Origin of the sequence: Streptomyces sp. L2 (assembly GCF_004124325.1) — a bacterium.
Classification (GTDB): domain Bacteria; phylum Actinomycetota; class Actinomycetes; order Streptomycetales; family Streptomycetaceae; genus Streptomyces.
Map to the genome: position 1 here is coordinate 3,208,223 of NZ_QBDT01000001.1, position 23,887 is coordinate 3,232,109.

The window sequence follows — 23,887 nt, forward strand, 5'->3', positions numbered from 1 at the left end:
TCATGTCTCACGGGGAGTCCACTGTGAAGCGCCGCTCTTTGCCCGTTGCTGCCGCGCTCGTCGCGTCAGCGAGCCTGCTCTTGACGGCCTGTGGTGGCGGGGGTGAGCAGTCCAAGGGGAACGACAAGATCGCGGGGGCGGAGACGGGTAAGTCCTCGGCGTCGCCTTCAGCGAGCGCATCGGAAGACGCCGTGCAGCGACCCAAAGTGACTCTGCCCGCAGACGTCAAGGAAGTCTTCGAAGGCTGGCACGCAACCGACACTGCTGACGCCGGGGCGCTGGCCGACGCGAAGCGGCGCATCGAGGCCACCGACGCGGCCATCGCGAACAACAACCTGAACTCGAAGGCGATCCCCTACTACTACACCGGCAAGGCACTGCTCGGTGCCGCCGACTGGATCAAGGGTTACACCGACGACAACTACACGATCACCGGCACTACTCGGTACTACAGCCCCCAGTTCACGAAGTACGACAAGGACTCCGTGGGCCTCGCTTACTGCAGCGACGAGAGCAAGGCGTTCGACAAGAACCGCAAAACCGGCAAGGTCGACAAGACCGCGGTGACCAACAAGTCGTACGTCTTCTACAACACCCGCATGGACAGGAACGCCAAGGGGGTCTGGCAGACCAGCATGCTGGCATCCGTCAGGGGGAGCGCGAAGTGCACGCCGTGAAGGCCGGTGTCCGCTTGATGCTCGTGTCGGTCACGGCGACCGGACTCGCCCTGCTCCCCGCCACGGCATTCGCGGACAAGAGGCACGGCGGCGGCTCCCAGGGCGGTCAGGGAGGTGGCGGCGGCTACCACACCAGCGGGGCTCAGTCGGACGGGTCCCTCACCTCCCGCATCACCTTCTCCGGCTCCACCCGAGGCAGTGACGCCGCCGCCTCAAACCCTGTCACCCCCGTCAGCGACTGGACCCCGCCCGCCTGCTGGTACGAGCCGATCTCCGCCGAGGAGTTCGCCAAGCGGACCGAGGCCGGGTACGACCAGGTCGTGAACGACTCCGCGCAGCCGAACTACGCGAAGGTGGCGACGGCCCAGTACCGGGACATCTACAAGGACGGGAAGTACAAGAACTACAACCTCAAGGAGAAGGACGAGGGGAATTGGTGGGTCGCGGTCCAGGATCCCAGCCGTCTCGACGACCTCGACGCGTGGAACTGCGACGAACTCCCCTTCTGGGTCAAGAACGGTGCCACGCCCGAGGTCAAGAACGCCGTCACCCCACAGGTCCTCGCCGAACTCGCCTACAACCGCATCCAACTGCCCACCGAAGACGTGACCCTCGCCCCCAAGGACAGCACCAAGGTCAACCTCCCCACCTGGGCCTGGCTGGACGACACCGCCTTCAAGAAGGTGTCCGTGACCGCGTCGCTGAATGTCGCCGGGCTCGACATCCGGGCGACGACGACCGCGAAGCCCGTCGCGCTGAAGCTGGAGCCGGGGACCGGTGATGCCGAGACGTATCCGGCCGGCGGGGTGTGCGAGGTCAACGCCGACGGGAGCATCGGTGCCGCGTACGCCGAAGGGGACGCCGATCGGACCCCGCCCTGCGGCATCAAGTACCTGCGCTCCTCCGGCAACGGCACCTTCAAGCTGAAGGCCACCGTCACCTGGCAGATCAGCTGGACCGGCACCGGCGGCGCCGGTGGTGACCTGCCCGACGGGACCTTCGGGAACACGCAGGACGTGACCGTGCGGGAGATTCAGGCCGTCAACAGGTAGTCGGCACCCAGAAGGGGCAGTCGGCTCCAGGTTGCCTCAAGGGCCGGGCTGCACCCTGAGCCCGTGATGACCCCGGGAAACCTCAGCCGTCGGCCGAACCGCCGTGGTCGATCGGCTCGTTCAGCAGGTCGCTCGCCGCGCGGTGGACCTTGGCCAGGGCGGCCATGAGGGCCCGGCGTTCGGCCGCGGTGAGGTCCGCGGTGACCTTCTCCTCGATCAGGCGGCGTTCAGCCTCCACCGGTGTCCGCAGGGCGCGCCCCGCATCGGTGAGCCAGAGGCGGACGAGGCGGTTGTCGCGGTCGTCGCGGCGACGGTTGAGGAGGCCGGCCGCCGTCATCCGGTCGGCCATCTTGACGACCGTCGGGGTCGTGACGTTCAGCGCGGCGGCGACTTCGCCGGGCGTGCTGCCGTCCCGTTCCCACAGCACGGCGAGCAGGTGGTTCTGGCCGACGTGCAGACCGTGGCGGCGCATGGCCGCGTCGGCCAGGGCCCGGAGCACCTTCGACGTTCTGCCGTGCAGGTCCAGGAACTCTGACATCGGGCCTTCCAGGGACGACTGGTCGTTTCGATTGACGGCTAATCATTCACCGGCTAACGTTCACAACGGTAGCTCGCTAGACGGCAAACGACTTTGGGAGCCACGATGATACTGGTCACCGGAGCCACCGGGCACATCGGCCGGGAACTCACCCGCGAACTCGACGCGAAGGGCGCGCCGCTACGGCTCCTCGCCCGCGACCCCGCCCGCGCCGCCGGACTGCCCGAGCGTGCCGAGCGCGCCGTCGGCGATCTCGGGGACCCCGCGACGCTGACTCCCGCCTTCGACGGCGTCGACAAGCTCTTCCTGCTCACCCAGGGCATCGGCACCGACCACGCCGAGGCCGCCATCGCCGCCGCCCGGACCGCCGGGGTACGGCACATCGTGCACCTGTCCTCCGCACACGTCACCTACGACCCGATCCCCGCCATGGGCCGCTGGCACCACGAACGCGAGAAGCTGATCCGCGCCTGCGGCATCCCCGCCACGTTCGTGCGGCCGGGCGGGTTCATGACCAACGCCCTCGACTGGCTGCCCACCATCCGCACGGGCAACTACGTCCTCGACCCGGTCGGCCCAGGCCGCTACGCCCCGATCGACGCGGCGGACATCGCCGCGGTCGCCGCCCTCGCCCTCACCGAGACCGGCCACGAGGGCCAGGAGTACGTCATCACCGGGGACGAGACGTTCACCATCGCCGAGCAGGTCCGGATCATCGCAAAGACGATCGGCCGCGACATCGAGGTCCGGGAAGCGGCGACCCCGGCCGAGGCCGTACGGTTCCGCTTCCCCCACGGGGCACCCCCGGCCCTCGCCGCAGCCCTCACCGAGGGGCTGACTCTCATGCGCGCGGACACCGTCGGCTTCCGGACAGACACCGTGGAGCGGCTGCTCGGCCGCCGGCCGCGGACGTTCGCCGACTGGTGCGCCCGCAACGCCGACGCCTTCCGGGAGGCCGCGATCGCGCCCGTCTGAGCCAACCCGACGATCCGAGGGCGGCACGGAAGCACCCGCCTTCCCGCCCCAGCCGCCTCGGGTTGCCGCCCCGGCCGAGGCGGATGCGCTCTTACGACGCCGCCTCGCGCGCAACCCGGTGCCGGAGGTACACGGCTCCCGAGGCGAAGGTGCGGGTCTCCACGAGTTCGAGATCGACCCGGCGCTCGTTCCGGGGGAAGAACGGGATGCCACCGCCGATCAGCACCGGGTGCACCCTGGCCCGGTACTCGTCGATCAGGCCGAGCTCGGCCGCCCCGGCGGCGAGCGTCGCGCCGCCGATCGCGATGTCGCCCTCCCCCGGCTCGGCCCGCAACCGCCCGATCTCCTCCGCCAGGCCGCCGGACGCCAGGCGGGCGTTGCCCTGGACCGCGGTCAGGGTGCGGGAGAACACCACCTTCGGGAGCGACCTCCAGAGGGCGGCCCACTCCAGCGTCGAGAAGCCGAGCGAGGGATCCTGGCCGGCGGTCTCCCAGTACAGCATCGTCTCGTACAGCCGCCGTCCGAGCAGGTGGACGCCGACCTCCCGGATCTCGTCGGTGGCGAAGCGGAACAGCTCCTCGTCGGGCGCCGTCCAGTCGATTCCGCCGTCCGGCCCGACGATGTAGCCGTCGAGCGAGACGTTCATCGAATAGGTCACCCTGCGCATCAGCGGCCCTCCTCCTCGGTGAGGAGAGCGTCTCAGATCCCGACCCTGACGGTCGCCGCGAGCTCGTCCGTCAGGGCGCACAGTGCGTCCGTGTGGGCCAGCGCCCGCCAGGAGGTGAGGAGGACCAGCGCCCAGGTCTCGTCGGCGCGGATGCCGTACGCGCACGTCTCCATGATGGTCCCGGTGCCGTCCCGGCCGACGTCCTGTACGTAGGCGTGCCGTACGCGTACCGCGGGGCCGGCGGGCAGGGTGCGGTGCTCGGCCTCGGGCGGGCGGTAGGAGACGGGGGTGGGGGCGGCCAGGTAGCGGTGGAGCAGGTCGACGGTGAGCGTCGGGTGGGTGTCGTCGGCGACGAGCGCGGAGAGTTCGATCCGGGCCTGCTCGCCGAGCCGTGGCTCGGGGACGTACGACAGCGCCGTGATCGGAGCCCGGGTGCGGGAGTCGGCGGCGGCCTCCCGGAGTTCCTCGGAGAGAGCCTCCAGCACCCGTGCCGGTCCGCTGGCGCCGACGAGCCGGCGCGCCTCACCCGTGGCCCACGCGCCGAGGTCCACCAGCTCGCGTACCGGCAGGGAGACCGCCCCGTCGGGCGCGCTCATGCGGACGGTGGCGGCGGAGAACTCGGGCATCAGGCCATCCATTGCAGGGTGCGGGCGACGGAGTCGAAGAGGGTGACGAGGGCGTCCGCCAGCGGCTCCATGGGGGTGGAGAAGGAGAGCAGCAGGCGCAGGTCGCTGTGCGGTACGGCGAGGTGGACGTCGAGGTGGGTGACGGCCAGCTTGTTGCCGTCGGGGTCGTCGGGGGCGGGCCGCAGCAGGTACCGGTGGCGTACGGCGGGCCCCGCGGGGAGGTCGGACAGAATGACGTCCTCCTCTCCCTTCGTCCCGAGGGACAGCGCGATGTCCGACAGGTCTCCCGGCTCCGTGCCCGGTGACGGCCGTAGCACGCTGACGACGAGACCGGCGGAGACCGGCACCTGGCCGAGCACCTGGTTCATCACGTACATCTCGACGCCGCCGTTCGCGTGCGCGGCCTCGGCCTGCTCCCGCATCCGCTCCGCCAGTGCGGCCTTCAGCTGCGGGGTGGCCTTCGTACGGCGCAGACCGCGGTTGACCACCTTGTCGATGCGGTGGGTCCAGCGGTCGGGATCGAGGACGATGCGTTCCCAGCCCTCGGGGACGGCGAGGCGGTAATCAGAAGGCGGCGGGGGTGGACCGGCCGGTATTCGTTCCTCGTCCGTTTCCGCGGCGGTCGTGTTCTCCCTCATTCGGTGGCTCCGCTCGCTCCGTTCGCTCCGCTCGTTCCGTTCCGTCGGGTCCGGCTCCGTCCCAGCGCTACGGCGCACGCCGGAGCCAGGACGAGGACGCCGAGCGCGCCCAGCGCCACAGCGGTCTCCACGGTGTCGTCGATCTCGGACCTGGCGCCCAGGAAGGGGCCGTACCGGCCGGACGGGTCGACGACCGCCGTCGTCCGCTCACCGACGCGGTCGGCGCAGTTCTCCCGGTTGCTGAACACCCGGTGCACCGAGTCGTCCGGCAGCCGCACTCTGCAGTAGGTCTGCCGGGCCCCGTGGGACCACTCGTGGCTCGGTTCGGCGATGGTGACCGTCTGCTCCGCGCCGCGCAGCCGCAGATACCACTCCTGTGAGGCGTACGACGCCACGACGATCAGGACGAAGTAGGCGGCGACCGTCACCCACCGCAGGACCAGGCCGCCCCCCGACTCCCGGGTCCTGAGCGCCGCCATGATGACGCCGACCCCGCAGGCCACCCCCACGAGCAGGGCGAGCCCGCCGAGGACGAGGTGGAACAACGCGCAGACGACGGCTCCGGCGACGGCGACGAGGAACAGCCTCAGCCAGGGCCACACCGCGGCCCGTTGGACGGGCCCCTCGTCGTCGCCGCGCCGTCGCCGATCGGCCGTGGCGGTGAACTCGGACAGGATGCCGCGCACCTGTCGCATACCGCCCTGGCCGGCGGCGATGCGGCGCAGTTCGGGCAGCCCCATGCCGACCTGCTCCAGCGTGCGCCGACCGTCCTCGGGCAACTCCGCGAAGAGGTCGTCGACGCTCCGCTCGTCCTCACTCGCCACGTCGTCCTGGCTTTCGTCGCCGAAGTGCTTTCCTGCTCGACGGGTTCTGGTGGCCCATGGGCTCACCCATCGGATCACCCATCGGATCACCCATCGGAATTGACGTTCCACTTGCCGTTGTAGAACGGAATGCCGTTCGCCCCCAGTCCCGGGATCTCCTTGACCCCGCTGAACATGTCGGGCCCGGTGATCCACGGCTCCCCGGAATGGACGTGCGCCAGGTTCAGCCAGCCGGCCGCGAGCGGCAGGGTCTGACTGCCGTAGTACAGGGCCTGGCCGGTGCGGGCCATGCTCTTGAACGAGGAGTCCGCGATCTGCGACAGCTTCGGCGCGCTCTCGGTGAGAAGGCTCTCCTCACCGGGGAGTCTGCCCGCGGCGACGCGGATGTCGTTCACGTACGCCTTGGCGTTCAGCGATTCCTTGACCACCGAACGCATCCGGGGCAACAGCTTGGAGGGGCCCTCGGCGAGCGCCTTTCCGATCTGCCCGGGCTTGATCCCGTTGAGGGACTCGGCCAGGCCGCGAGCCGCCTCCGGGTTGAGGCCCACCTCACGTGCCAGCTGGACGTCCTTGACGGCCGACGCTCCGCGCGCGGCGACCGAGGCTTCCTTGGCCGCCGTGCCCAGCACCCTCCCCGCGCCGAACGACAGCACTCCGACGGCGTCGATGGCGACGTCCAGCCAGGTGCCCTTGCCGTCCAGGGCCGATACGGTGTCGCAGACGAGGGCGACGACCGAGGCGATCAGCGCCAGCGCCCCCAGCACCTCTCCGAGCACGGGGACCCAGCTGAGCACGAGCGCCAGCACGCCGAGCGCCGCGGCGGCGACTCCGGCCCAGTGGCCGACCTCGGCGACCCAGTCCTTCCAGTGGTCCCACCAGTGGTGCTTGGGGTCCTTCAGGCCGTCGTGGTCGGCGGCGTCGCGGATGGCCGAGGCGGCGTAGCCGGCCTGGGTGTCGCGGTAGTCGAGGGCGTGGTCGAGGTCCTTCTTGGCGGCGTCGAGCGCGCTGTCCGCGGCTTCCTTCTGCCGTTTCAGTTTCTGCTTGTCGGGGTGGTGGTCCGGTGCAGGGTGCTTGTCGAGCTGCCCCTGGTAGTGGCTGCTGTCCGCGTCGGCCGTCTTCGCCCTTTTCAGCGCGGTGCGGACGAGACTCTGGGCGTGTTCGAGGGCGGTGGCCCAGTCCACGTGGACCTGGTCGTCGGCGGGGGCGCCGCCCACCTTCCCGCCGAGGGCACCGCCGGCGGCGGCGTACCGCTTGTGCGTCTTGCCCAGCAGGCCGACCGTGTCCTCGGTCTTCTTCCTGAACTCCTTGCCGGCGTCGGAGTCCCAGCCCTTGCCGTCGACGAGGTTGTCCAGCTTGGTGGCCTGGTCCTGGATCAGCTTGGCCGTGTCGGAGATGCGCTTGCCGAGCCGGGCCACCTCGTAGGGGTCGCCCGGCGCGAACTCCTTGTCGTCGTAGCGGGCCGTCTGCCAGTCGACACCGGAGAAGTCACGGTTGCTCACTCGCCCTTGCCCCCGTCCTTCGGCTGCGCCTTGAGCAACGCGTCGGCGAGGTGCTGGTCGAGCCCGTCGTAGGCCTTGGCCGCGGTGCCGGCCGTCTTGCCCAGGAACTCCAGCCCGTCGCAGAGCTGCTTGCGCTTCTTCTTCCAGTCGTCCGCGAACTCATCCAGCGCGGAGGCGACGTCACCGGATCCCATCTCGGTGTCGTACGAGTCCACGATGTCCTTGGCGTGCTCGAAGTTCGACTTCAGCTTCGCCACGGACCGGCTGATCTCCTTCAGCTCCGACGTGGACACCCTGACGTGCTCCGCCACTTCGACCCCCGTACACAGACATCTTTCGGCCACCTCGGGCAGGGGGTGGCCGAAGTTACTATCCTTCGGGGCTTTTCGCTGCTGCAACCAACAGACTGCAAAGTGACGGGCCCGGCGTGGCCTCAGATCCACCTCGCCGGGGAGAAGTTTTCCGTAATTAGGGCGAATCAGGCAGGAGCCGGATGGGGAGATGTGGCGCACTTCGCCCTGCGGCCCTCACGGAACCAACTCCCGCCTCGGTAACGTCTCTTTGCCAGCCCGAAGTCTCAGCCCCACCAGGAGCCGTTCGTGAAGCCCATCCGTTCCCTCTCAATCGCCGCCTCACTGACGGCCGCGGCCGCCTTGCTGCTCAGCGGGTGCGGGGGCGGCGGCCACGACTCGGGCAACGGCAAGATCAAGGGGGCGTCGGAGAAGCCGAGCAGCGCGGCGCCGTCGGCGTCGGCGAGCACAGGGCCGAAGATCGACCGGCCGGACCTCACGCTTCCGTCGGACCTTGAGATCAAGGCGGACTGGACTGCCCCGTCCGATCCCACGGATGCCGCCGTACTCAACGATTCCGTCGATTTCCTTCGCGCGATCAACCTTGCCGTCACCAAGCAGGAGACCAAGGGGGCCGCTTTCCGGTTCTACGTGGTACCGGCGAGCGCGGCCAAGGACTTCGCCGAGCATCACGTCCAAGTACACATCGACAAGAAGCACTCCGTCACCGGCGTCGAGGTCCTGACCCAGCCCAAAGTGAGCGTGGTCGACACGGGAAAGACGGCCGTCGCCTCCTTCTGCGTGGACGACTCGAAGTACTACGCCAAGGATCTCAAGACCGGAAAGGCGATCCGGACTCAGCCGAGCCTCTCCGACTACACGTACATGCAGATCGTCATGACCGCCTCGGAGCAGAACAAGGGGCTCTGGCGTGCCAAGGACGTCAAGGCCGAGGGGAGCGCGGAGAAGTGCAAATAACCCGGGCCGGGAAGGCTGCCGCCACAGCCCTACTTCTTTCGACGGCCGTCATCATGTCGACCGCACCGGCGCACGCGGGTGACGGCGACGGATACGCCAGCACCCTCAAGGGCACCAAGAAGTCGGAGAACAACGGAACCGGCACCATCGGCGCCCAGGTCAAAGTCCAGTACTCCGGCTCCACCCACTCGGGCCACGGCTCCGGTGCGCTGACCTCGGCGGACAGCGACTGGACTCCTCCGGGCTGCTGGTACGCGCCGACCTATACCTCCGCCGAGTTCCGGAAGGTCCGGCAGAGCATCTACTTCGCCGTCGTACACGACCCCGACGGGGACGACTTCCGGGGCGAGATCTCCGACGAGAACCAGAAGTACGCCAAGGACGAGTACCACGACGGCGACAAGGGCAGGTACTGGGCCGCCGTGCAGAACCCGGACGCCCCGTACGAGGAGCAGTGGGCCTGTGACAAGCCGCCGTTCTGGGTGCCGCAGGGCAAGAAGCCGCCGGTGAAGCAGGCGGTTAGCCCGGAGATCCTCGCGGGGCTCGCCTATCAGCAGATCCAGGTGCCCGGCACCAAGGTGAGCCTGGCGCCCGCCAAGGCCAGCAAGGTGAACCTGCCGACGTGGGTCTGGCTGGACAAGGGCAGGTTCAAGCCGGTGTCCGTCACCGCGTCGCTCACCGTCCCGGGATTCAGCATCTCGGCGACGACGACGGCCACACCCGCCGGTCTGACCATCGAGCCCGGCACCGACGACGCCGAACTCCTACCGGCCTCCGGTTCGTGCCCGGCGAACAGCGACGGGTCCATCGGCCGGGAGTACACCGAGGGCAGCGCCGAGGAGACACCCCCGTGCGGGGTGACGTACCTGCGCTCCTCGGGCGACGGCACCTTCGACCTGCGGGCGACCGCCACCTGGAAGATCTCGTGGAAGGGCTCCGACGGCACCGGCGGCGACCTGCCCGACGGCCAGTACGGCAGGGATCAGGCGGTCAGGGTCCGGGAGGTGCAGGCGGTCAACCGCTGAGACTCCCCCGTCTCGCCACGATCGAACTGCAAAGGGAACGTTCGGCGGGCAGCAGGGCGGGCGCAGGTCAGCCCAGCGGTTCTGGGGTTCCGGGCAGAGCCGGTGCTGTCGTGCGCGCCGTTCGCCCCATCTGGGCTGCAAACGTGCCTGCTGGTACCGTCAGCCTGTCGCGCGGCGGAACCTGGCGATCCCCCGCCATGCCCGCGACGGTCGGACCACACAGCCAGCCGTGGGGAGGCTCACCGCATGGGGGACGAAACGCCCCGCAGCGCATTCGACGATCCGGGCACCTTGCGCGCGTGGCAGCGGGCGCGGCGTCAGGCCATCGCGACCACGGCCTTCTGGGTGCTGTCGCTGCCCGGGTTCTTCGTGGCGGCGACGCTCCTCTGGGAGTCACAGGTGGGCGGGTCACTGCCCGTCTACATCATCGGCGCATGGGTGCTGGTCGCGGTCATCGGGATCGCCGTGTCCGACTCCCGTCGGGTGCAGCTCAAGACCATGCGCGGGATCCTGGCCACCTACCCCTGGCAGGAGCATCCCGCGCTCGACGGCAGCGGGCCCCCGGACATCACCTGTCTCAAGCTTCCCAACCCCGACGACCGTGACAAGGCTGTCAGTGTCGCGGTTCGGCGTTACGGACTCTCAGGGCGGCGCTGGCGGAGCGCGGTGGCCCATGCCAGAGCCCAGGGGTTCAGGTATGCCGGTGATCCGCGGTTCGCGGCGGTTATCGCGCTACGGGGAGTCGAAGAGCTGGGTGCGGCACGGCCCACGCACGCGCTCGCCGCGAGCAGGGGAGCCCGGCCGGACCTCGTCAGCGAGTCGGCCTGGCGGCGTGCCCGGGCAGCCGGCATCTCCGGGGAATCGCCGTTCACCGAGGAACAGCAGCAAGAGCTGCGAGCTGTCGGAAAGCGGGATCCCCGTGCCTGAATTCGCTTTCACCCCGCTCGCCGATCAGGAGGACGTCCTCGACGGCATGATCCTGGGGCACATCGACATCACGGGGAAATCCGGGTCCGCCACGACTCGCAGCCCCCGTGTCCCTGACGGTGGTTTGGGAATCCTCCTCCTGCCCGCCGTGGTGGATCTTCTCGACGGCGTAGCAGGTCTGCTGCGACGGGGCCGCGGCAGATTCACCTGCTCCGACGCCGGTGTGACGTTCAGGCTGAAGGACCGGGTCCTGACGATGAGACGCATGTTCACTGTGCTCGACGAGTCGTCTCCCCACGCAGTCGCCGAAGCTCTGGGGACAGCGGCACAGCGACTGTCGGACAGTCATCTGCCGGGCATCAAGGCACCGACTGAGGACACCACCGTCGCCGAAGACGGCACCATCGAGTACGTCGACTACCGTATTCGGCTGCCGGAAGCTATCGCGGCGTTCCAGGACGCACGCCGGTCACTCACTGGCTGAAGGCCGTCTTGGCGGGCAGGAGCCCGGGTTTGTAGCTCACGCCACCGCCGCCGGCACCACTCAGTCCGTCCAGGATGACGCCATTCGTGTCGAAGTCCGCGCCGAAGAACACCGAACCCACCGTAGCTCGCGTCACGCTCTTCACGAAGCCCTCGGCACCCCCGACCAGGCTCTTGCCGATAGAGTTCTTGCCCTTGAGGGTCGTGGCCAGGTTCGCGTATTCCTTTCGGCTCAGGTTCGTGAATCGGCTGTCGTTGATGATTTTGGGCAGCTTGCCCAGGCCCTTGCTCACCAAGGGCGTCATTCCCGCACCGATGGTATTCCCGACGACGTTCGAGAGGGCGTTCTTCTTGACCTCGCTCCAACCACCGTTGAAGGCATCCTTCAGCGTGGTCTTGAGTTCACCGGTGGCCAGCCCGTAGGCAACCTTCCGGAATCCCTTGAGGTCTTCGCCCATGCGCCACGCCTTGATGAGGCGGCTGCATGCGATCTCCGCCTTCCTGACCTTCAGCGCCATCCTGAAGCCACCGACCAACTTGCCGGCCTTGGCCAGCATGGCCACCTTGCCGACCAGTGGGATGCAGTCGAGCACGGCGAAGATCAGGTCCCCCCAGCCCGCTTTCCCTTGGGTGAATTTGACGATGGTGTCGGCCAGGACGACCAGTGAAGCGGCCACGATGAGGACCACAAGCCACGGGGCAGCCACGAAAAGCGCGATGATTCCTGCGATCGCGACGACGAACTTGCAGAAGGTGACGAAGCCGTCCCAGTGGTCCCCCAGCCAATCCCCCACCTTCTGGTACCACTTCTTGTTGTGGATCCCCGCGTCGGAGGCGTCGTGAATGTCGCTGACGAGCTTCACGGCGGCCTTGTCCTGGTCCGTGCCCGCCTTCTGCGCCTTGGACTTCAGCTCGGCGAGCTGGGCGTTCAGGTGGTCGACCTGGCCCTGGACCGTCTTCTGGTGGCTGTTCGCGTGCTGGGCGTCACGCGTGGCCTTGCGGACCTTGTCCGGGTCGGGCTGGGGGGTGTCGCCGGTGGGGTTGTTCAGCTTGTCCTGGGCCGAGTTGGCCTTGTTCGCCGCGGTGGTGGCAGTGGTCAGGCGTGTCTTGGCCTTGGAGAGGTCACCGCGCAGGATCCGGGCCTTGGCGAGCGCGCCGTCCGCCGTCGACTGGGCGTGCTCCAGTGTCCCGGCGTAGCCGAGCAGGGCGTCCGCGACCAGGTCGTAGGAGTCGTGCAGCTTCTTCAGCTGCCCCGGCAGTTTGCCGATCCGCTCCTTGAACTCCTTCATGGCCTTGCCCTCCGCGTGCTCCAGGGTGGAGTCCTTGGAGGCGGAGCGCATGCCCGCGAGGGCGGTGGACACGTCCGAGGCGAAGGTCTTGTAGCGCCGGCCCTGGAGCTTGACCTCGTGCGGGTCGCCAGGGGTCGGGTCCTCACTCAGGTCGAGGTTGTGCCAGTCGGTGGGGCGGGCCATCGAACTCAGCTCTCCGTGTCGAGGTCGGCGCGGTGGACGAAGCGGAAGGTGCCGGTGACCAGGTCGAAGAGCTCCAGCATCGGCTCGACCAGGGCCAGCTGGGGGGTGCTGGCGCTGATCACGGCGACCTTGGGGTCGTCGCCGGGGAAGGGCACGAAGGTCTGCATCATCACGGCCCGGTAGCTGCGGTTGTCGTCGGGGATCTCGATGTCCTCGATGCCTTCGGCGCGCACCGCACGGCCCGCGTCGGGCAGGTCCACCAGGTGCACCCGGCGCCAGGGGTCCGTGGGACGGCGGCCTGACTCGATCGGCGTCAGTACTCCGAGGAGGGTGTCGAGGCCGGTCGGAGCGGTCTCACCGGTGGCCTCGTTCACGGCCTGGTTCACGCTGACCGTCAGGCTGGCGACCATCGGTTCGCCGTCGACGATCTCGCACATGGAGCCGGAGTAGACGACGTGGTCCCGCCTGGCCTCCCGGGCGACCTTCTTCAGCGTTCTGACCAGGTCGGCCTGGCACGCGGCGAGTTCCGGCCGCTGCTTGACGCGCGCCGCGACCGCGTCGCGGATCGAGCGGTTCACCGTGGCGGGGTGGACGTCGAACTCGTACCAGGCGCTCGGCACCTGGATGTTGATGCCGATGACGTCCCCGGGAGCCGCGCCCGCGAAGGGGTCCTCCTCCGTTACGGGCGTCACGGGAGTCTCAGTGGCCACCCTTGCCCTCCTTCTCGTGCTCGCGAAGGGCGTTTCTGAGGTCGACGTCGAGCTTCGTCATCTTGTCGACGATCGCCTGGGCCATCTTCGCCACGCCGTCGAGGCCGCCGTCGATCTCCTTGCGGCCGTCCTTCCAGCCGTGCATGAAGTCTTCCATCGCGTCGTACGCCGAACTGGAGCCCAGTTCACCGTGGCCCAGCTTGCGGTCGACCTGACCGGTGTCGTCCATACGTTTCTTGATCGACCGGAGATCGCCCGCCAGGGTGTCGAGCCCGGCCAGGCTCACGACGAGGTCAGCCTTGGACATGTCTGCTTTCCCCCAATGGTTTGGTTTTCCCCCAAGGGTTCTGTGCGTCGCGAGTCCGACGTCCGTCTCCGCGACGGGGGCCCACCGGGCTCGGCGGGCCCGCCGAGCCCGCCGAGCCCGCCGAGCCCGTCAGGCTCGCGTCAGCGATCAGTGCTTGGCCTGCTGAGCCAGCTGCTCGTCCAGCTGCTCGTACGCTTCCTTCGCCTTCTTCAGGAAGGAGGACAGGCCGTGGAGGCCGTGGATGGTCTTGGCGGCGCCCTTGGTGAACTCCTTGACGGAGTCGTCGTAGGCACCCGAGGCCTTCTGGGTGGTGAAGCCCTGTTCGACCAGGTTGCCGACGCGCTTCTCGATGTTCTTGATCTTGTCTTCGAGGTCGTGCATGTCCTTGATCAGGTCACCCGCGACCTTCTCCATCTCGGCATATGTAAGGTCCGCGTCCTTGCCGGGCTTGCCCATGACGGATTTCCCTCCCGTTCGCAGTGCCGCAGGGACCGCCCCCGTGGCTGCTCCTGCGTCGGCCGGGGGCGAGCCGCCCGACCGTCCGCATGCGCAAAGATCCTACGGGTGTGGCCTTTGGGACCACAGGGGCCCCGTGCGTGGGGTTGGTGAATCCGGGCGGCTCCCGTTGCAAAGCGGGAAGCGGGGGCGGTTAAGGTCGGTCGCACCGAGTTGAGTGTGAGCAGTGGGTTCCGCGTGCCGGGGGCGGCCTCGGAGTCGCGAGGAGGACGAACGTGCGCCTGAGTCTGACCGTCGTCGACCCGGTCGCCGGGGGCGGCGCCGATGTCGTGCTCGACGCCGATCCCGAGACCACCGTCGGGGACGTCGCCCAGGAGCTGGCCCGGCAGGTGGGGTTCGGCGGGCTCGGGGGGCAAGGCGGGGCCCAGGTCATTCCCATCGGGGGTCCCAGACAGCCGGCCGGCGGCGGGCCCCTCGCCTATGTCGACGGGTACGCCCTCGATCCCGCCGCCACCGTCGTCGGGTCGCCCTTGCGTGACGGGGTGGTCGTCAGTCTGCACGACCCCGCCGGGTGCCTGCTCGGGGAGCCCACGGGCGTCGTCGAGTTCCGCGTCGTCGGCGGGCCGGGCGCGGGGGCGGTGCACCGGCTCGGGGTCGGGAAGTACGACATCGGCAGCGGGGCCGCCGCCCATCTCCGCGTCGAGGACAGCGAGCTGGCCGACCGTGCCGCCTCCCTGTCCATCGCCATCGACGGCACCTGCCAGGTCGGGCTGCACAAAGGGGACGACACCGGCGTGCGGCTCGACGGAGAAGAATTCGGTGGCGGCGCCTGGCCGCTGGGCGGGCAGCTCGCCGTCGGCAACAGTCTGCTGGAGATCGTCGCCTACAGCCCGCCCGACGCGGCCCTGAAGTGGTCCGACGACGGGATCGGGCTGGACTACAACCGGCCGCCCCGGCTGCGTCCGCCCGTGCGGCAGACCTCCTTCTCGCTGCCCAACCCGCCCGGCACCTACGAGGCCCGGCCGCTGCCCTGGCTGATGGCGGTGCTGCCGCTGGTGGGTGCCGTGGTGTCGGTGATGATGTTCGGGCGTTGGTACTACCTGATCATGGCCGTGATGAGCCCGCTGATGCTCTTCGGCAACTACTTCATGGACAAGAAGCACGGCCGGAAGTCCCACGCGAAGCAGCTGAAGGAGTACAAGGAGCACAAGGAGCGGATCGAGCAGGACGCGCGGGAGGCGCTGGTCGCCGAGCGCACGGACCGCCGCGAGAGCGTGCCGGACCCGGCCGCCGTGCTCGCCTACGGCACCGGCCCGCGCACCCGGCTGTGGGAGCGCCGGCGCACCGACCCCGACCATCTGCGGCTCAGGTTCGGCACCGGACGGCTGCCCTCCGAGGTAGAACTGGACGACCCCGAACAAGACGACCACAAGCGCAAGGTGCGGTGGTACATCGAGGACGCGCCCGTCGCCCTGTCGCTGCGCGACCTGGGCGTGGTCGGGGTCGCCGGGCCCGGGGACTCCGCGCACGCGCTCGGGCGGTGGGCGGTCGCGCAGACCGCCGTGCTGCACAGCCCGATGGACGTGCAGTTCTACGTCCTCACCGACAACGCCGCCGACACCCGCTGGGACTGGGTGCGCTGGCTGCCGCACGCCCGCCCGGCCGGCGGCCAGGACGTCAACGTCCTCATAGGAACCGACTCCGAGACCGTCGGTGCCCGCGTCGGCGAACTCACCCAGCTGCTCGACGCCCGCATGCAGGCCCTGCAGAAGGGCGGGCGGAAGAACGCCGAGGGGCCCCTCTTCTCCGACCCCGACATCGTCGTCGTCTGGGACGGCTCACGGCGGCTGCGGTCCCTGCCGGGTGTCGTACGGCTGCTGCGCGAGGGCCCGGACGTTTCCATCCGCTCGATCTGCCTGGACGAGGAGGAGCGGTTCCTGCCCGGCGAGTGCCAGGCCGTCGTCGTCGCCGAACCGCACCACGGTCCCGTAACCCCCTCCGCCGGTGGAGGGCTGCCGCCCGTGCCCGCCCGGGCGCCCGGGGGGTTCCCCTCCTTCCAGGCGTGGCACGCCGGTTCTCCGCAGGGGCGGGAACAGGCCGCTCAAGAGCAGGAGTTGCGGCTGCGGGTGGAGCAGAGCGGGGCACTCACCCAGCGCAAGGTGCGGCCGGACTTCGTCTCGCCGGCCTGGTGCCTGCGGCTCGCCCGCGCCCTTTCCCCGCTGCGGGACATCAGCGGCGAGGCCGAGGACTCGGCGCTGCCCGGCGCCAGCCGCCTGCTGGACGTCCTCCAGCTGGAGCCGCCGACGCGGGACGCGATCGCCGCACGCTGGCGGACGGGCGGCCAGTCGACGATGGCGGTCATCGGCGAGTCGTACGACGGCCCGTTCGGCATCGACCTGCGCCGGGACGGCCCGCACGGACTGATCGCCGGTACGACCGGTTCCGGCAAGTCGGAGCTGCTGCAGACCATCGTGGCCGCGCTGGCCGTGGCCAACACGCCCGAGAACATGACGTTCGTCCTCGTCGACTACAAGGGCGGCTCCGCGTTCAAGGACTGCGTCAAACTCCCGCACACCGTCGGCATGGTGACCGACCTCGACGCCCACCTCGTCGAACGCGCCCTGGAGTCGCTGGGCGCGGAGCTGAAGCGGCGCGAGCACATCCTGGCCGCCGCAGACGCCAAGGACATCGAGGACTACCAGGACCTGGTGCGGCGGGACCCTTCGCACGCGCCCGTGCCCCGGCTGCTCATCGTCATCGACGAGTTCGCCTCCATGGTCCGCGACCTGCCCGACTTCGTCACCGGACTCGTCAACATCGCCCAGCGGGGCCGCTCCCTCGGCATCCACCTGCTGCTCGCCACGCAGCGGCCGAGCGGTGTCGTCTCCCCCGAGATCCGCGCCAACACCAACCTGCGGATAGCGCTGCGCGTGACCGACGCCGGGGAGTCCACCGACGTCATCGACGCGCCCGACGCCGGGCACATCGCGAAGAGCACGCCGGGCCGGGCGTACGTACGGCTCGGGCACGCCTCGCTGATCCCGTTCCAGTCGGGCCGGGTCGGCGGACGCCGGCCGGGCGCGGCCGACCCGAAGGCGCTCGCGCCCTGGGCGGCCCCGCTGACCTGGCAGGACCTGGGACGGGCCGCCCTCGCGAAGCCCAAGTCGGAGTCCCGCGAGGACGACGAGATCACCGACCTCAAGGTGCTGGTCGACGCCGTGCGCGAGGCCAACCGGGCGCTCGGCATCCCCGCCCAGCACTCCCCGTGGCTCCCCGCGCTCGACGAGACGCTGCTCCTCGACGAGATCCCCGCCGTCACCGCCCAGGGCGACCTGCCCGCGGCGCCGTACGGCGTCGAGGACCTGCCGGCCGACCAGGACCGCCGTCCGGTGGCCGTCGACTTCGCCTCCTTCGGGCACCTCATCGTCGCCGGCGCCCCGCGCACCGGCCGCTCGCAGCTGCTGCGCACGATCGCCGGTTCGCTGGCCCGCACCAACTCCTGTGCGGACGTGCACCTGTACGGCATCGACTGCGGCAACGGCGCCCTGAACGCGCTGACCCGGCTGCCGCACTGCGGTGCCGTCGTCGGCCGCAACCAGCTGGAGCGCGTCGACCGGCTCATGAACCGGCTGTCGGGGGAGCTGACCCGGCGGCAGGACCTGCTCGCCGACCAGGGGTACGCCGACATCGGCGAGCAGCGGGCCGCCGTCGCCGCCGACGAGCGGCTGCCGCACATCGTGCTGTTGCTGGACCGCTGGGAGGGCTGGCTGCCCACGCTCGGCGAGCACAACCACGGCGACCTGACCGACCAGATCATGGCGATGATGCGGGAGGGCGCGAGCGTCGGCCTGCACCTGGTTCTCACCGGTGACCGGCAGCTGCTGTCGGGCCGTATCTCCTCCCTCACCGAGGACAAGTACGGCCTGCGGCTCGCCGACCGCGGCGACTTCTCCATGCTGGACATCAACGCCCGCAAGGTGCCCGAGGAGATCCCGCCGGGGCGCGCGTTCCGCAGCGAGACGGCCACCGAGACCCAGTTCGCGCTGCTGGCGGAGGACACCACCGGCCAGGGGCAGGCGGCGGCGCTGCAGGCCATCGGGGAGGCGGCCGCGGCCCGGGACGCGGACGTCCCGCGCTCCCGGCGGCCGTTCCGGGTCGACGTCCTGCCGAGCCGGATCTCCTTCGCGGACGCGTGGGCGCTGCGGGACCCGGCCACGTCGTCGTCCCCGCTGTGGGCGCTCGCGGGCGTCGGCGGCGACGAACTCAGCGCGTTCGGACCGGACTTGGGCGCGGGTGTGCCGTCGTTCGTGATCGGCGGACCGGCCAAGTCGGGCCGCAGCACGGTGCTGGCGGGCATGGCCCGCTCCTTCCTGGCGCAGGGCGTCCGCGTGGTCCTGGCCGCGCCGCGCCCGTCCCCGCTGCGGGAACTCGACGGCCAGGAGGGGGTGCTGAAGGTGTTCACCGGCCGTGACATCGACGAGGACGAGCTGGAGGAACTGATCGGTACGGCCTCGCCCGAGGCGCCGGTGGTCGTCCTCGTCGACGACGGTGAGGTGCTGGAGGACTGCGACGCCGAGGACGTGCTGAAGAGGGTCGTGGAGCGGGGCGCGGAGGAGGGTCTCGCGCTGGTCCTCGCCGGTGACGAGGACGAGATCTGCGGCGGCTTCTCCGGCTGGCAGGTCGACGCGAAGAAGGCCCGGCGCGGCATCCTGCTGTCCCCGCAGGAGAGCGGTTCGGGCGACCTCATCGGCACCCGGGTGACCCGCAGCATGATCGGCGGTCCGGTCACCCCGGGCCGGGGCATGCTGCACCTGGGCGACGGGGAGCTGCGTACGGTGGTCATCCCCACGTGAGCGCGCGTTCCGGGTCGGCGAGGCCCAGGCGGGGCAGGGCGGCTCCGGCGGCGCTGCGGTACCCGCGCGGGAGCCGGAAGGGGCCGGCGGGGCCGAAGAAGCGGGAGTGGGGCGGGTGCCTGTTCGTCCCGCTGCTCATGCTGGCGTTCCTGGCCCTCCTGGTGCCGCTGGCGCTGGCGGACATGCGCTGGGGCGACCGGGTGTGGGGCGGCCTGGCTCCCGCCTGGCCCGGCGGGGCGTACGCCTTCGCCGGCACGGTCGGCGCGGTCGTACCGCTCGGGCTCGCGGCTCTCATCGCACCGCTCTCCCGCATGAACTGGAAGGCGGGGAAGGTCCGTTCGCTGGGGTGGGCGACGGCGGCCCTCCCCGGGCTCGCCCTGTGCTGGCTGCTGGCCGGGGTGGTCCTCAGGACGACCCGGCCCAAGCACCGCCGCGACTGGACCAGCGACTGCTACGACAGGGGCGGCCCCTGCTGGGTCCACCAGGCGTACCCGTGGCTGTGGGCGGTGGGGCTGGCGGGGACGCTGGTGATGGGGGCGCTGGTCGTGGTCGCGCTGGTGAGGATCACGGAGCGGAGGGGCGCGGCCGACAAGTGAGGGTGTGGCAGGGGCCGTTACCCGGCTTCTGCTAACCGACCTCCGCTGACCGGCCTGCGCTACCCGGCGTCCGCCACCCGGCCCCCGCTAACCGGCCTGCGCTACCCGGCGTCCGCCACCCGGCCCCCGCTAACCGACCTGCGCTACCCGGCGTCCGCCACCCGGCCCCCGCTAACCGACCTGCGCTACCCGGCGTCCGCCACCCGGCCCCCGCTAACCGACCTGCGCTACCCGGCGTCCGCCACCCGGCCCCCGCTAACCGACCTGCGCTACCCGGCGTCCGCCACCCGGCCCCCGCTAACCGACCTGCGCTAGCCGACCTTGGACATCCGGGCCACCGGGTTGCCCTCGGCCGAGCTGTCCGCGGTGTACTTCAGGTCGTCGCCGACCGGGGTCAGTTGAACGGTGTGGGGCGCCGGGTCGCAGCCGCTGTGGTTGGTGCCGCTGCCCACCGAGGTGGCGAGGACCTGTGTCTTCGTCACCTGCTTCAGGGTGAGCACGTCGGTGCAGACTCCGCCGAGCTGGTCGGTCTGGATCAGGCGGCCCAACTCCTCGCCCACGCCGGCCCGGTGGACGGTGATGCGGAACGTGCCGATGGGCAGGTTGCCGTCGAGGGCGGTGGCCTGGCCCTCCCAGGTGCCGAGATAGCGGGCCGGGAGCGCGCCGGCCGACCCTGCGGTGCCGCTGGGGCCGGGCGAGCTGGACGAGCTGGGTGACCCGGATGAGCTGGGCGAAGGGGTCGTACCGGACGTCGCGCCGTCGCTCGGTTCCGGGGTCGTGCCGGTGGCCGGGGAGTGGGCGTCCGTGGGGGGTGAGGCCTGGGCGCCGCCCTCGGTGTCGTGGCCGCCGCCGGTCCACGGCCGCAGCAGCGCCCCGACGCCGAGCGCCACCACGGCCAGCGCGCCCGCCACGGCCAGTGCCACCGTGCAGCTCACCCGGCGTCCGCGCCCGCCCGCACCGCGGGAGGAGTCCGCCGCGACGCTGACGGTCAGCCGGCCGGGGGACGCGGGCGGCGAGGGGTCCCGGGGGCCGGGCACGGCCGTCGGGTCCCCCTGGGGATCCCGGGGGCCGGGCACGGCCGTCGGGTCCCCCTGGGTCCCGGGCACGGGACCCGCGCCGGGCAGCGCCCCTTCCGCGCCGCCCGCCGTCATCACCGGAGCCGGACCGAACACGCCGAGGGCACCGCCCGCCTGGGTTCCGGCCGCCCCGTCCACGGAGGGGCTGGTGAAGCCCACCGGCCCCGAAGGCGCCGTGTCAGCCGGCTCCGTCGTCCCCGCCGTCTCCAAGTTCAGCAGGCGTACGGCGCTGCGGCTGACCTGTTCCACCAGCGGGCCCGGCAGCCAGCCCGAGGCGACGAGCCGGGCCGCTCCCGAGGGGGCGAGGCGGTGGGCCACCTCGCCGGGGGCCGGCCGGTCGGCCGGGTTCTTGGCCAGGCAGGCGGCGGCCACGTCCCGCAGTTCGCCGCTCAGCGCGCCGAGTTCGGGCTCCTCGTGGACCACCTTGTAGAGCAGGGCGGCCGAGGAGTCGCCGGGGAAGGGGGACGCGCCGGTCACGGCGTAGGCCAGCACCGCGCCGAGGGAGAAGACGTCGGCCGCCCCCGTGACGCCCTTGCCGAGGATCTGCTCCGGGGACATGTAGCCGGGCGAGCCGATGGAGACGCCGGTGGAGGTCAGGGAGGCCGTGCCGTCGGTCGCCCGCGCGATGCCGAAGTCGATGAGCAGCGGGCCGTCGACGGTGAGCAGCACGTTGGAGGGCTTCACGTCCCGGTGGACCAGGCCCAGTTCGTGGACGGCAGCCAGCGCCTCGGCGAGGCCCGCGCCTAGGACCCGTACGGTGTGGTCGGGCAGTGGGCCGCCGTCGGTGACGGCGGCCGTCAGGGAGGGTCCGGCCGCGTACGCGGTGGCGACCCAGGGCACGGCGGCCTCCGGGTCGGCGTCCAGGACGGGCGCGGTCCAGGCGCCGCCGACCCGGCGCGCGGCGTCCACCTCGCGCCGGAACCGGGCCCGGAACTCCTCGTCGAGCGCGAAGTGCGGGTGCACGATCTTCACCGCGACCGTACGGCCCCCCGCGCTGCGGCCCAGGTAGACCCGGCCCATGCCACCGGAGCCGAGCCGGCCGAGCAGCCGGTACGGCCCGACGGCGGCCGGTTCACCGTCTCCGAGCGGCTGCACGGCCTCCCGCGGCTGCTTGCTGGCGTCCACCGGCGTCCACCTCTCCCCCACGCTACGGCTCGGCCAGCAGCCTAGTGATTAACGCTGGAGCAGCTCCACCTTCACGTCCGCCGGGAATCCGGTCGTGGGGCCGACCCGGCGGGCGAACTCGGCGACCGCCGCCAGCTGGGGGGCGCCGAGGCTGAAGTCGAGGGTGGTGAAGTACTGGGCGAGGGTGGGCTCGTCGAAGGCCTCCCAGCGGGCCGCCTGCTCGGCGACCTTGGCGACCTCTTCCAGGGAGAGGTTGCGGGAGGCGAGGAACGCCTCGTGCACCTGGCGGGTGATGGCCGGTTCCCGCTCGGCGTACTCGCGCCGGGCCGCCCAGATCGCGAAGACGAACGGCAGGCCCGTCCACTCCTTCCACAGGGTGCCGAGATCGTGCACGTCGAGGCCGTAGCGCGGGCCGTCGAGCAGGTTGGCGCGCAGGGCGGCGTCGCCGATGAGGACGGCGGCCTCGGCCTCCTGCATCATCAGGCTGAGGTCGGGCGGGCAGGTGTAGTAGTCGGGCTGGACCCCGTAGCGCTCGGCCAGCATGAGCTGGGCCAGGCGGACCGAGGTGCGGGAGGTCGAGCCGAGGGCGACACGCGCGCCGTCGAGCCGGTCGAGGGGGACCTGCGAGACGATCACGCACGACATCACGGGGCCGTCGCAGCCGACGGCGATGTCCGGGAACGCGACCAGGTCGTCGGCGTTGCGCAGGTACTCCACCAGGGTGACGGGCCCGATGTCGAGGTCGCCGCGCACGAGCTGCTCGCTGAGCTTCTCCGGGGTGTCCTTGGTGAGCTCGAAGTCGAGGAGCGTGCCGGTTCTCGCGAGCCCCCAGTAGAGGGGCAGGCAGTTCAGGAACTGGATGTGGCCGACGCGCGGCCGGGTGCGAGAATTGTCCACATCGCGAGACTAGACCCCGTGCGATACCGTGCCGTCACCCACCCCACCGTCAAACGGGCTACCCGGACGTTCAAACATCCGGGTGAAGTGATCTTGACCTCTATTGCTTTCGGCTGCCCCCATGCTAGGCTCGCCGCAAGTTGCAGTTTGGTTTCCCTTGCAGTACAGAGCCTGCGGAGCATGTGACCGCGGGCTCTCGTCGTTTTCAGACGAATGCAGTTGTGCAGCACCGTTTCGCACGTGCAGGTTCTGGAGCAGGGCAACCCTTTTGAGCCCAAGGAGGGCTTATGGCTACCGGAACCGTTAAGTGGTTCAACGCCGAAAAGGGCTTTGGCTTCATCGCCCAGGAGGGCGGCGGCCCCGACGTCTTCGTCCACTACTCGGCGATCAACGCCCAGGGCTTCCGCTCGCTTGAGGAGAACCAGCAGGTCTCCTTCGACGTGACGCAGGGCCCGAAGGGTCCCCAGGCGGAGAACGTCACCCCCGTCTGATCACTGCCTGATCGCAGAACCTGAGAGCAGTACCCAAGGAGCCCCGCGCCTTCCGGCGACGGGGCTCCTGCCTTTGCGTCCGCCCGTGCGGTTCAGGTGTGCTGCATGACGAGTACGAACCGCGTTCCGGCGGCGAGCGCCTCGTACGCGTGCGGCACGTCCCCGCGGTACGACATGTAGTCCCCGGGGCCCAGCTCGGCCGTTTCCCCGCGCGGGCCGGCCTTCACCTTTCCCTCGCTGACGACGATGTGTTCGACGGTCCCCGGAATGTGCGGCTCGGAATCCCGCACGGTGCCGGGCTCCAGCCGCACGGCGTACACATCGCGGCGCGCGCCCGGCGGGCTCGCCGAGAGCAGGGTGGCCAGATAGCTGGACTGCTCGGAGTGGACGGTGGGCCCCTCGCCGGAGCGGATGATGTGCACGGCGGGCGTGGGCTGCTCCACGAGCGCGCTGAACGGCACGCCGAGCGCCACCGCGAGCGACCAGATGGTCTCCATGCTCGGATTGCCGCTGCCCGCCTCCAGCTGGGACAGCGTGGACTTCGCGATCCCGGCGCGCTTGGCCAGCTCGGACAGGGAGAAACCGGCGCGGGTGCGCTCGCGCCTGAGGGACGCGGCGATCCACTCCATGGGAAGCCGGGCGGGTGCGGCCTCGGACATGACCTTCGCTCCGTTCGCTGTATCGGTACGATCGTTCGGCTTGACG

Annotated in this window: 25 protein-coding genes; 10 read left to right on the forward strand and 15 right to left on the reverse strand. The window is 70.5% G+C overall.

Annotated elements, in window-relative coordinates; translation table 11 throughout:
* Window positions 1–206: 206 nt before the first annotated feature.
* Both DBP14_RS13740 and DBP14_RS13745 read left to right on the forward strand, forming a co-directional pair.
* Window positions 207–677: a hypothetical protein gene (locus DBP14_RS13740; RefSeq protein WP_241740899.1), complete on the forward strand. Its 471-nt coding sequence runs from the start codon at window positions 207–209 to the stop codon at window positions 675–677.
* Window positions 665–1,729, forward strand: a complete 1,065-nt coding sequence (locus DBP14_RS13745) for a hypothetical protein (RefSeq protein WP_241740900.1) — start codon at window positions 665–667, stop codon at window positions 1,727–1,729. Before DBP14_RS13740 ends, DBP14_RS13745 begins: the two co-directional genes overlap by 13 nt.
* An 82-nt stretch (window positions 1,730–1,811) precedes the next feature.
* Here the strand turns inward: DBP14_RS13745 and DBP14_RS13750 are convergent, their stop codons facing one another.
* Window positions 1,812–2,267: a MarR family winged helix-turn-helix transcriptional regulator gene (locus DBP14_RS13750; protein ID WP_129307510.1), complete on the reverse strand. Its 456-nt coding sequence runs from the start codon at window positions 2,265–2,267 to the stop codon at window positions 1,812–1,814.
* Window positions 2,268–2,372: 105 nt separating this feature from the next.
* Between DBP14_RS13750 and DBP14_RS13755 the strand changes: the two genes are divergently transcribed.
* Window positions 2,373–3,242 carry an NAD(P)H-binding protein gene (locus DBP14_RS13755; protein WP_129307511.1) on the forward strand — a complete coding sequence of 290 codons (870 nt, stop codon included), beginning with the start codon at window positions 2,373–2,375 and terminating at the stop codon, window positions 3,240–3,242.
* A gap of 91 nt (window positions 3,243–3,333) precedes the next feature.
* Here the strand turns inward: DBP14_RS13755 and DBP14_RS13760 are convergent, their stop codons facing one another.
* The 6 genes from DBP14_RS13760 to DBP14_RS13785 form a co-directional block, all read right to left on the reverse strand.
* The gene (locus DBP14_RS13760; RefSeq protein WP_129307512.1) at window positions 3,334–3,909 is read right to left on the reverse strand and encodes a dihydrofolate reductase family protein; all 576 of its coding nucleotides are present in this window, start codon (window positions 3,907–3,909) and stop codon (window positions 3,334–3,336) included.
* A gap of 32 nt (window positions 3,910–3,941) precedes the next feature.
* Window positions 3,942–4,535, reverse strand: a complete 594-nt coding sequence (locus DBP14_RS13765) for a hypothetical protein (RefSeq protein ID WP_129307513.1) — start codon at window positions 4,533–4,535, stop codon at window positions 3,942–3,944.
* On the reverse strand, window positions 4,535–5,173 hold the full coding sequence (locus tag DBP14_RS13770) for a hypothetical protein (protein ID WP_129307514.1): 639 nt from the start codon (window positions 5,171–5,173) through the stop codon (window positions 4,535–4,537). Before DBP14_RS13770 ends, DBP14_RS13765 begins: the two co-directional genes overlap by 1 nt.
* Window positions 5,170–5,997 (reverse strand): hypothetical protein, encoded by an 828-nt coding sequence (locus tag DBP14_RS13775; protein WP_129307515.1) that lies wholly within the window; start codon window positions 5,995–5,997, stop codon window positions 5,170–5,172. Before DBP14_RS13775 ends, DBP14_RS13770 begins: the two co-directional genes overlap by 4 nt.
* 86 nt (window positions 5,998–6,083) lie before the next feature.
* Entirely contained in the window at window positions 6,084–7,496 is a 1,413-nt protein-coding gene (locus tag DBP14_RS13780) for a hypothetical protein (protein ID WP_129307516.1), read from the reverse strand.
* Window positions 7,493–7,789, reverse strand: a complete 297-nt coding sequence (locus tag DBP14_RS13785; RefSeq protein ID WP_164992325.1) for a hypothetical protein — start codon at window positions 7,787–7,789, stop codon at window positions 7,493–7,495. The genes DBP14_RS13780 and DBP14_RS13785 overlap by 4 nt, the downstream gene beginning before the upstream one ends.
* Window positions 7,790–8,095: 306 nt before the next feature.
* Between DBP14_RS13785 and DBP14_RS13790 the strand changes: the two genes are divergently transcribed.
* The 4 genes from DBP14_RS13790 to DBP14_RS13805 all read left to right on the forward strand — a co-directional run bounded on the left by DBP14_RS13790 (window position 8,096) and on the right by DBP14_RS13805 (window position 11,200).
* On the forward strand, window positions 8,096–8,764 hold the full coding sequence (locus DBP14_RS13790; RefSeq protein ID WP_129307518.1) for a hypothetical protein: 669 nt from the start codon (window positions 8,096–8,098) through the stop codon (window positions 8,762–8,764).
* 53 nt (window positions 8,765–8,817) lie between these two features.
* A complete protein-coding gene (locus DBP14_RS13795; RefSeq protein WP_241740901.1) occupies window positions 8,818–9,789 on the forward strand; it encodes a hypothetical protein in 972 nt (323 codons plus the stop codon).
* 246 nt (window positions 9,790–10,035) lie between these two features.
* Complete coding sequence (locus DBP14_RS13800) at window positions 10,036–10,716, forward strand: hypothetical protein (RefSeq protein WP_129307520.1); 681 nt, start codon at window positions 10,036–10,038, stop codon at window positions 10,714–10,716.
* Entirely contained in the window at window positions 10,709–11,200 is a 492-nt protein-coding gene (locus tag DBP14_RS13805) for a hypothetical protein (RefSeq protein WP_129307521.1), read from the forward strand. Before DBP14_RS13800 ends, DBP14_RS13805 begins: the two co-directional genes overlap by 8 nt.
* On the opposite strand, the gene DBP14_RS13810 is transcribed toward DBP14_RS13805, so the two are convergent.
* The 4 genes from DBP14_RS13810 to DBP14_RS13825 all read right to left on the reverse strand — a co-directional run bounded on the left by DBP14_RS13810 (window position 11,190) and on the right by DBP14_RS13825 (window position 14,144).
* Complete coding sequence (locus DBP14_RS13810) at window positions 11,190–12,671, reverse strand: putative T7SS-secreted protein (RefSeq protein ID WP_129307522.1); 1,482 nt, start codon at window positions 12,669–12,671, stop codon at window positions 11,190–11,192. The genes DBP14_RS13805 and DBP14_RS13810 overlap by 11 nt on opposite strands.
* 5 nt (window positions 12,672–12,676) lie before the next feature.
* The gene (locus tag DBP14_RS13815; RefSeq protein ID WP_129307523.1) at window positions 12,677–13,363 is read right to left on the reverse strand and encodes a hypothetical protein; all 687 of its coding nucleotides are present in this window, start codon (window positions 13,361–13,363) and stop codon (window positions 12,677–12,679) included.
* Window positions 13,364–13,370: 7 nt separating this feature from the next.
* Window positions 13,371–13,688 carry a hypothetical protein gene (locus tag DBP14_RS13820; protein WP_129307524.1) on the reverse strand — a complete coding sequence of 106 codons (318 nt, stop codon included), beginning with the start codon at window positions 13,686–13,688 and terminating at the stop codon, window positions 13,371–13,373.
* 147 nt (window positions 13,689–13,835) lie between these two features.
* Window positions 13,836–14,144, reverse strand: coding sequence for a WXG100 family type VII secretion target (locus DBP14_RS13825; protein ID WP_241740902.1), 309 nt, complete (start codon window positions 14,142–14,144; stop codon window positions 13,836–13,838).
* Between the two features lie 275 nt (window positions 14,145–14,419).
* On the opposite strand from DBP14_RS13825, the gene DBP14_RS13830 reads away from it, so the two are divergent.
* A complete protein-coding gene (locus DBP14_RS13830; protein ID WP_129307525.1) occupies window positions 14,420–18,997 on the forward strand; it encodes an FtsK/SpoIIIE domain-containing protein in 4,578 nt (1,525 codons plus the stop codon).
* Here DBP14_RS13830 and DBP14_RS36035 read toward each other — a convergent pair.
* A complete protein-coding gene (locus DBP14_RS36035; RefSeq protein WP_164992326.1) occupies window positions 18,984–19,136 on the reverse strand; it encodes a hypothetical protein in 153 nt (50 codons plus the stop codon). The two genes, DBP14_RS13830 and DBP14_RS36035, sit on opposite strands and share 14 nt — an antisense overlap.
* Between DBP14_RS36035 and DBP14_RS13835 the strand changes: the two genes are divergently transcribed.
* Entirely contained in the window at window positions 19,135–19,593 is a 459-nt protein-coding gene (locus DBP14_RS13835) for a hypothetical protein (RefSeq protein ID WP_129307526.1), read from the forward strand. The two genes, DBP14_RS36035 and DBP14_RS13835, sit on opposite strands and share 2 nt — an antisense overlap.
* Before the next feature lie 311 nt (window positions 19,594–19,904).
* Here the strand turns inward: DBP14_RS13835 and DBP14_RS13840 are convergent, their stop codons facing one another.
* Window positions 19,905–21,764 carry a serine/threonine-protein kinase gene (locus tag DBP14_RS13840; protein WP_129311842.1) on the reverse strand — a complete coding sequence of 620 codons (1,860 nt, stop codon included), beginning with the start codon at window positions 21,762–21,764 and terminating at the stop codon, window positions 19,905–19,907.
* A gap of 78 nt (window positions 21,765–21,842) precedes the next feature.
* Entirely contained in the window at window positions 21,843–22,691 is an 849-nt protein-coding gene (locus tag DBP14_RS13845) for a menaquinone biosynthesis protein (RefSeq protein ID WP_129307527.1), read from the reverse strand.
* Between the two features lie 287 nt (window positions 22,692–22,978).
* On the opposite strand from DBP14_RS13845, the gene DBP14_RS13850 reads away from it, so the two are divergent.
* Complete coding sequence (locus DBP14_RS13850; RefSeq protein ID WP_003974443.1) at window positions 22,979–23,182, forward strand: cold-shock protein; 204 nt, start codon at window positions 22,979–22,981, stop codon at window positions 23,180–23,182.
* Window positions 23,183–23,274: 92 nt separating this feature from the next.
* Here the strand turns inward: DBP14_RS13850 and DBP14_RS13855 are convergent, their stop codons facing one another.
* On the reverse strand, window positions 23,275–23,841 hold the full coding sequence (locus DBP14_RS13855; RefSeq protein ID WP_129307528.1) for an XRE family transcriptional regulator: 567 nt from the start codon (window positions 23,839–23,841) through the stop codon (window positions 23,275–23,277).
* Window positions 23,842–23,887: the final 46 nt, after the last annotated feature.

Bases quoted from the DNA above. Each gene is read 5' to 3' on its own strand.
- DBP14_RS13755 (WP_129307511.1), top strand. From the start codon at position 2,373: ATGATACTGGTCACCGGAGCCACCGGGCACATCGGCCGGGAACTCACC.
- DBP14_RS13825 (WP_241740902.1), bottom strand. From the start codon at position 14,144: ATGGGCAAGCCCGGCAAGGACGCGGACCTTACATATGCCGAGATGGAG.
- DBP14_RS13835 (WP_129307526.1), top strand. From the start codon at position 19,135: ATGCTGGCGTTCCTGGCCCTCCTGGTGCCGCTGGCGCTGGCGGACATG.
- DBP14_RS13770 (WP_129307514.1), bottom strand. From the start codon at position 5,173: ATGAGGGAGAACACGACCGCCGCGGAAACGGACGAGGAACGAATACCG.
- DBP14_RS13795 (WP_241740901.1), top strand. From the start codon at position 8,818: ATGTCGACCGCACCGGCGCACGCGGGTGACGGCGACGGATACGCCAGC.
- DBP14_RS13850 (WP_003974443.1), top strand. From the start codon at position 22,979: ATGGCTACCGGAACCGTTAAGTGGTTCAACGCCGAAAAGGGCTTTGGC.
- DBP14_RS13800 (WP_129307520.1), top strand. From the start codon at position 10,036: ATGGGGGACGAAACGCCCCGCAGCGCATTCGACGATCCGGGCACCTTG.
- DBP14_RS13760 (WP_129307512.1), bottom strand. From the start codon at position 3,909: ATGCGCAGGGTGACCTATTCGATGAACGTCTCGCTCGACGGCTACATC.
- DBP14_RS36035 (WP_164992326.1), bottom strand. From the start codon at position 19,136: ATGAGCAGCGGGACGAACAGGCACCCGCCCCACTCCCGCTTCTTCGGC.
- DBP14_RS13765 (WP_129307513.1), bottom strand. From the start codon at position 4,535: ATGCCCGAGTTCTCCGCCGCCACCGTCCGCATGAGCGCGCCCGACGGG.
- DBP14_RS13810 (WP_129307522.1), bottom strand. From the start codon at position 12,671: ATGGCCCGCCCCACCGACTGGCACAACCTCGACCTGAGTGAGGACCCG.
- DBP14_RS13820 (WP_129307524.1), bottom strand. From the start codon at position 13,688: ATGTCCAAGGCTGACCTCGTCGTGAGCCTGGCCGGGCTCGACACCCTG.
- DBP14_RS13750 (WP_129307510.1), bottom strand. From the start codon at position 2,267: ATGTCAGAGTTCCTGGACCTGCACGGCAGAACGTCGAAGGTGCTCCGG.
- DBP14_RS13855 (WP_129307528.1), bottom strand. From the start codon at position 23,841: ATGTCCGAGGCCGCACCCGCCCGGCTTCCCATGGAGTGGATCGCCGCG.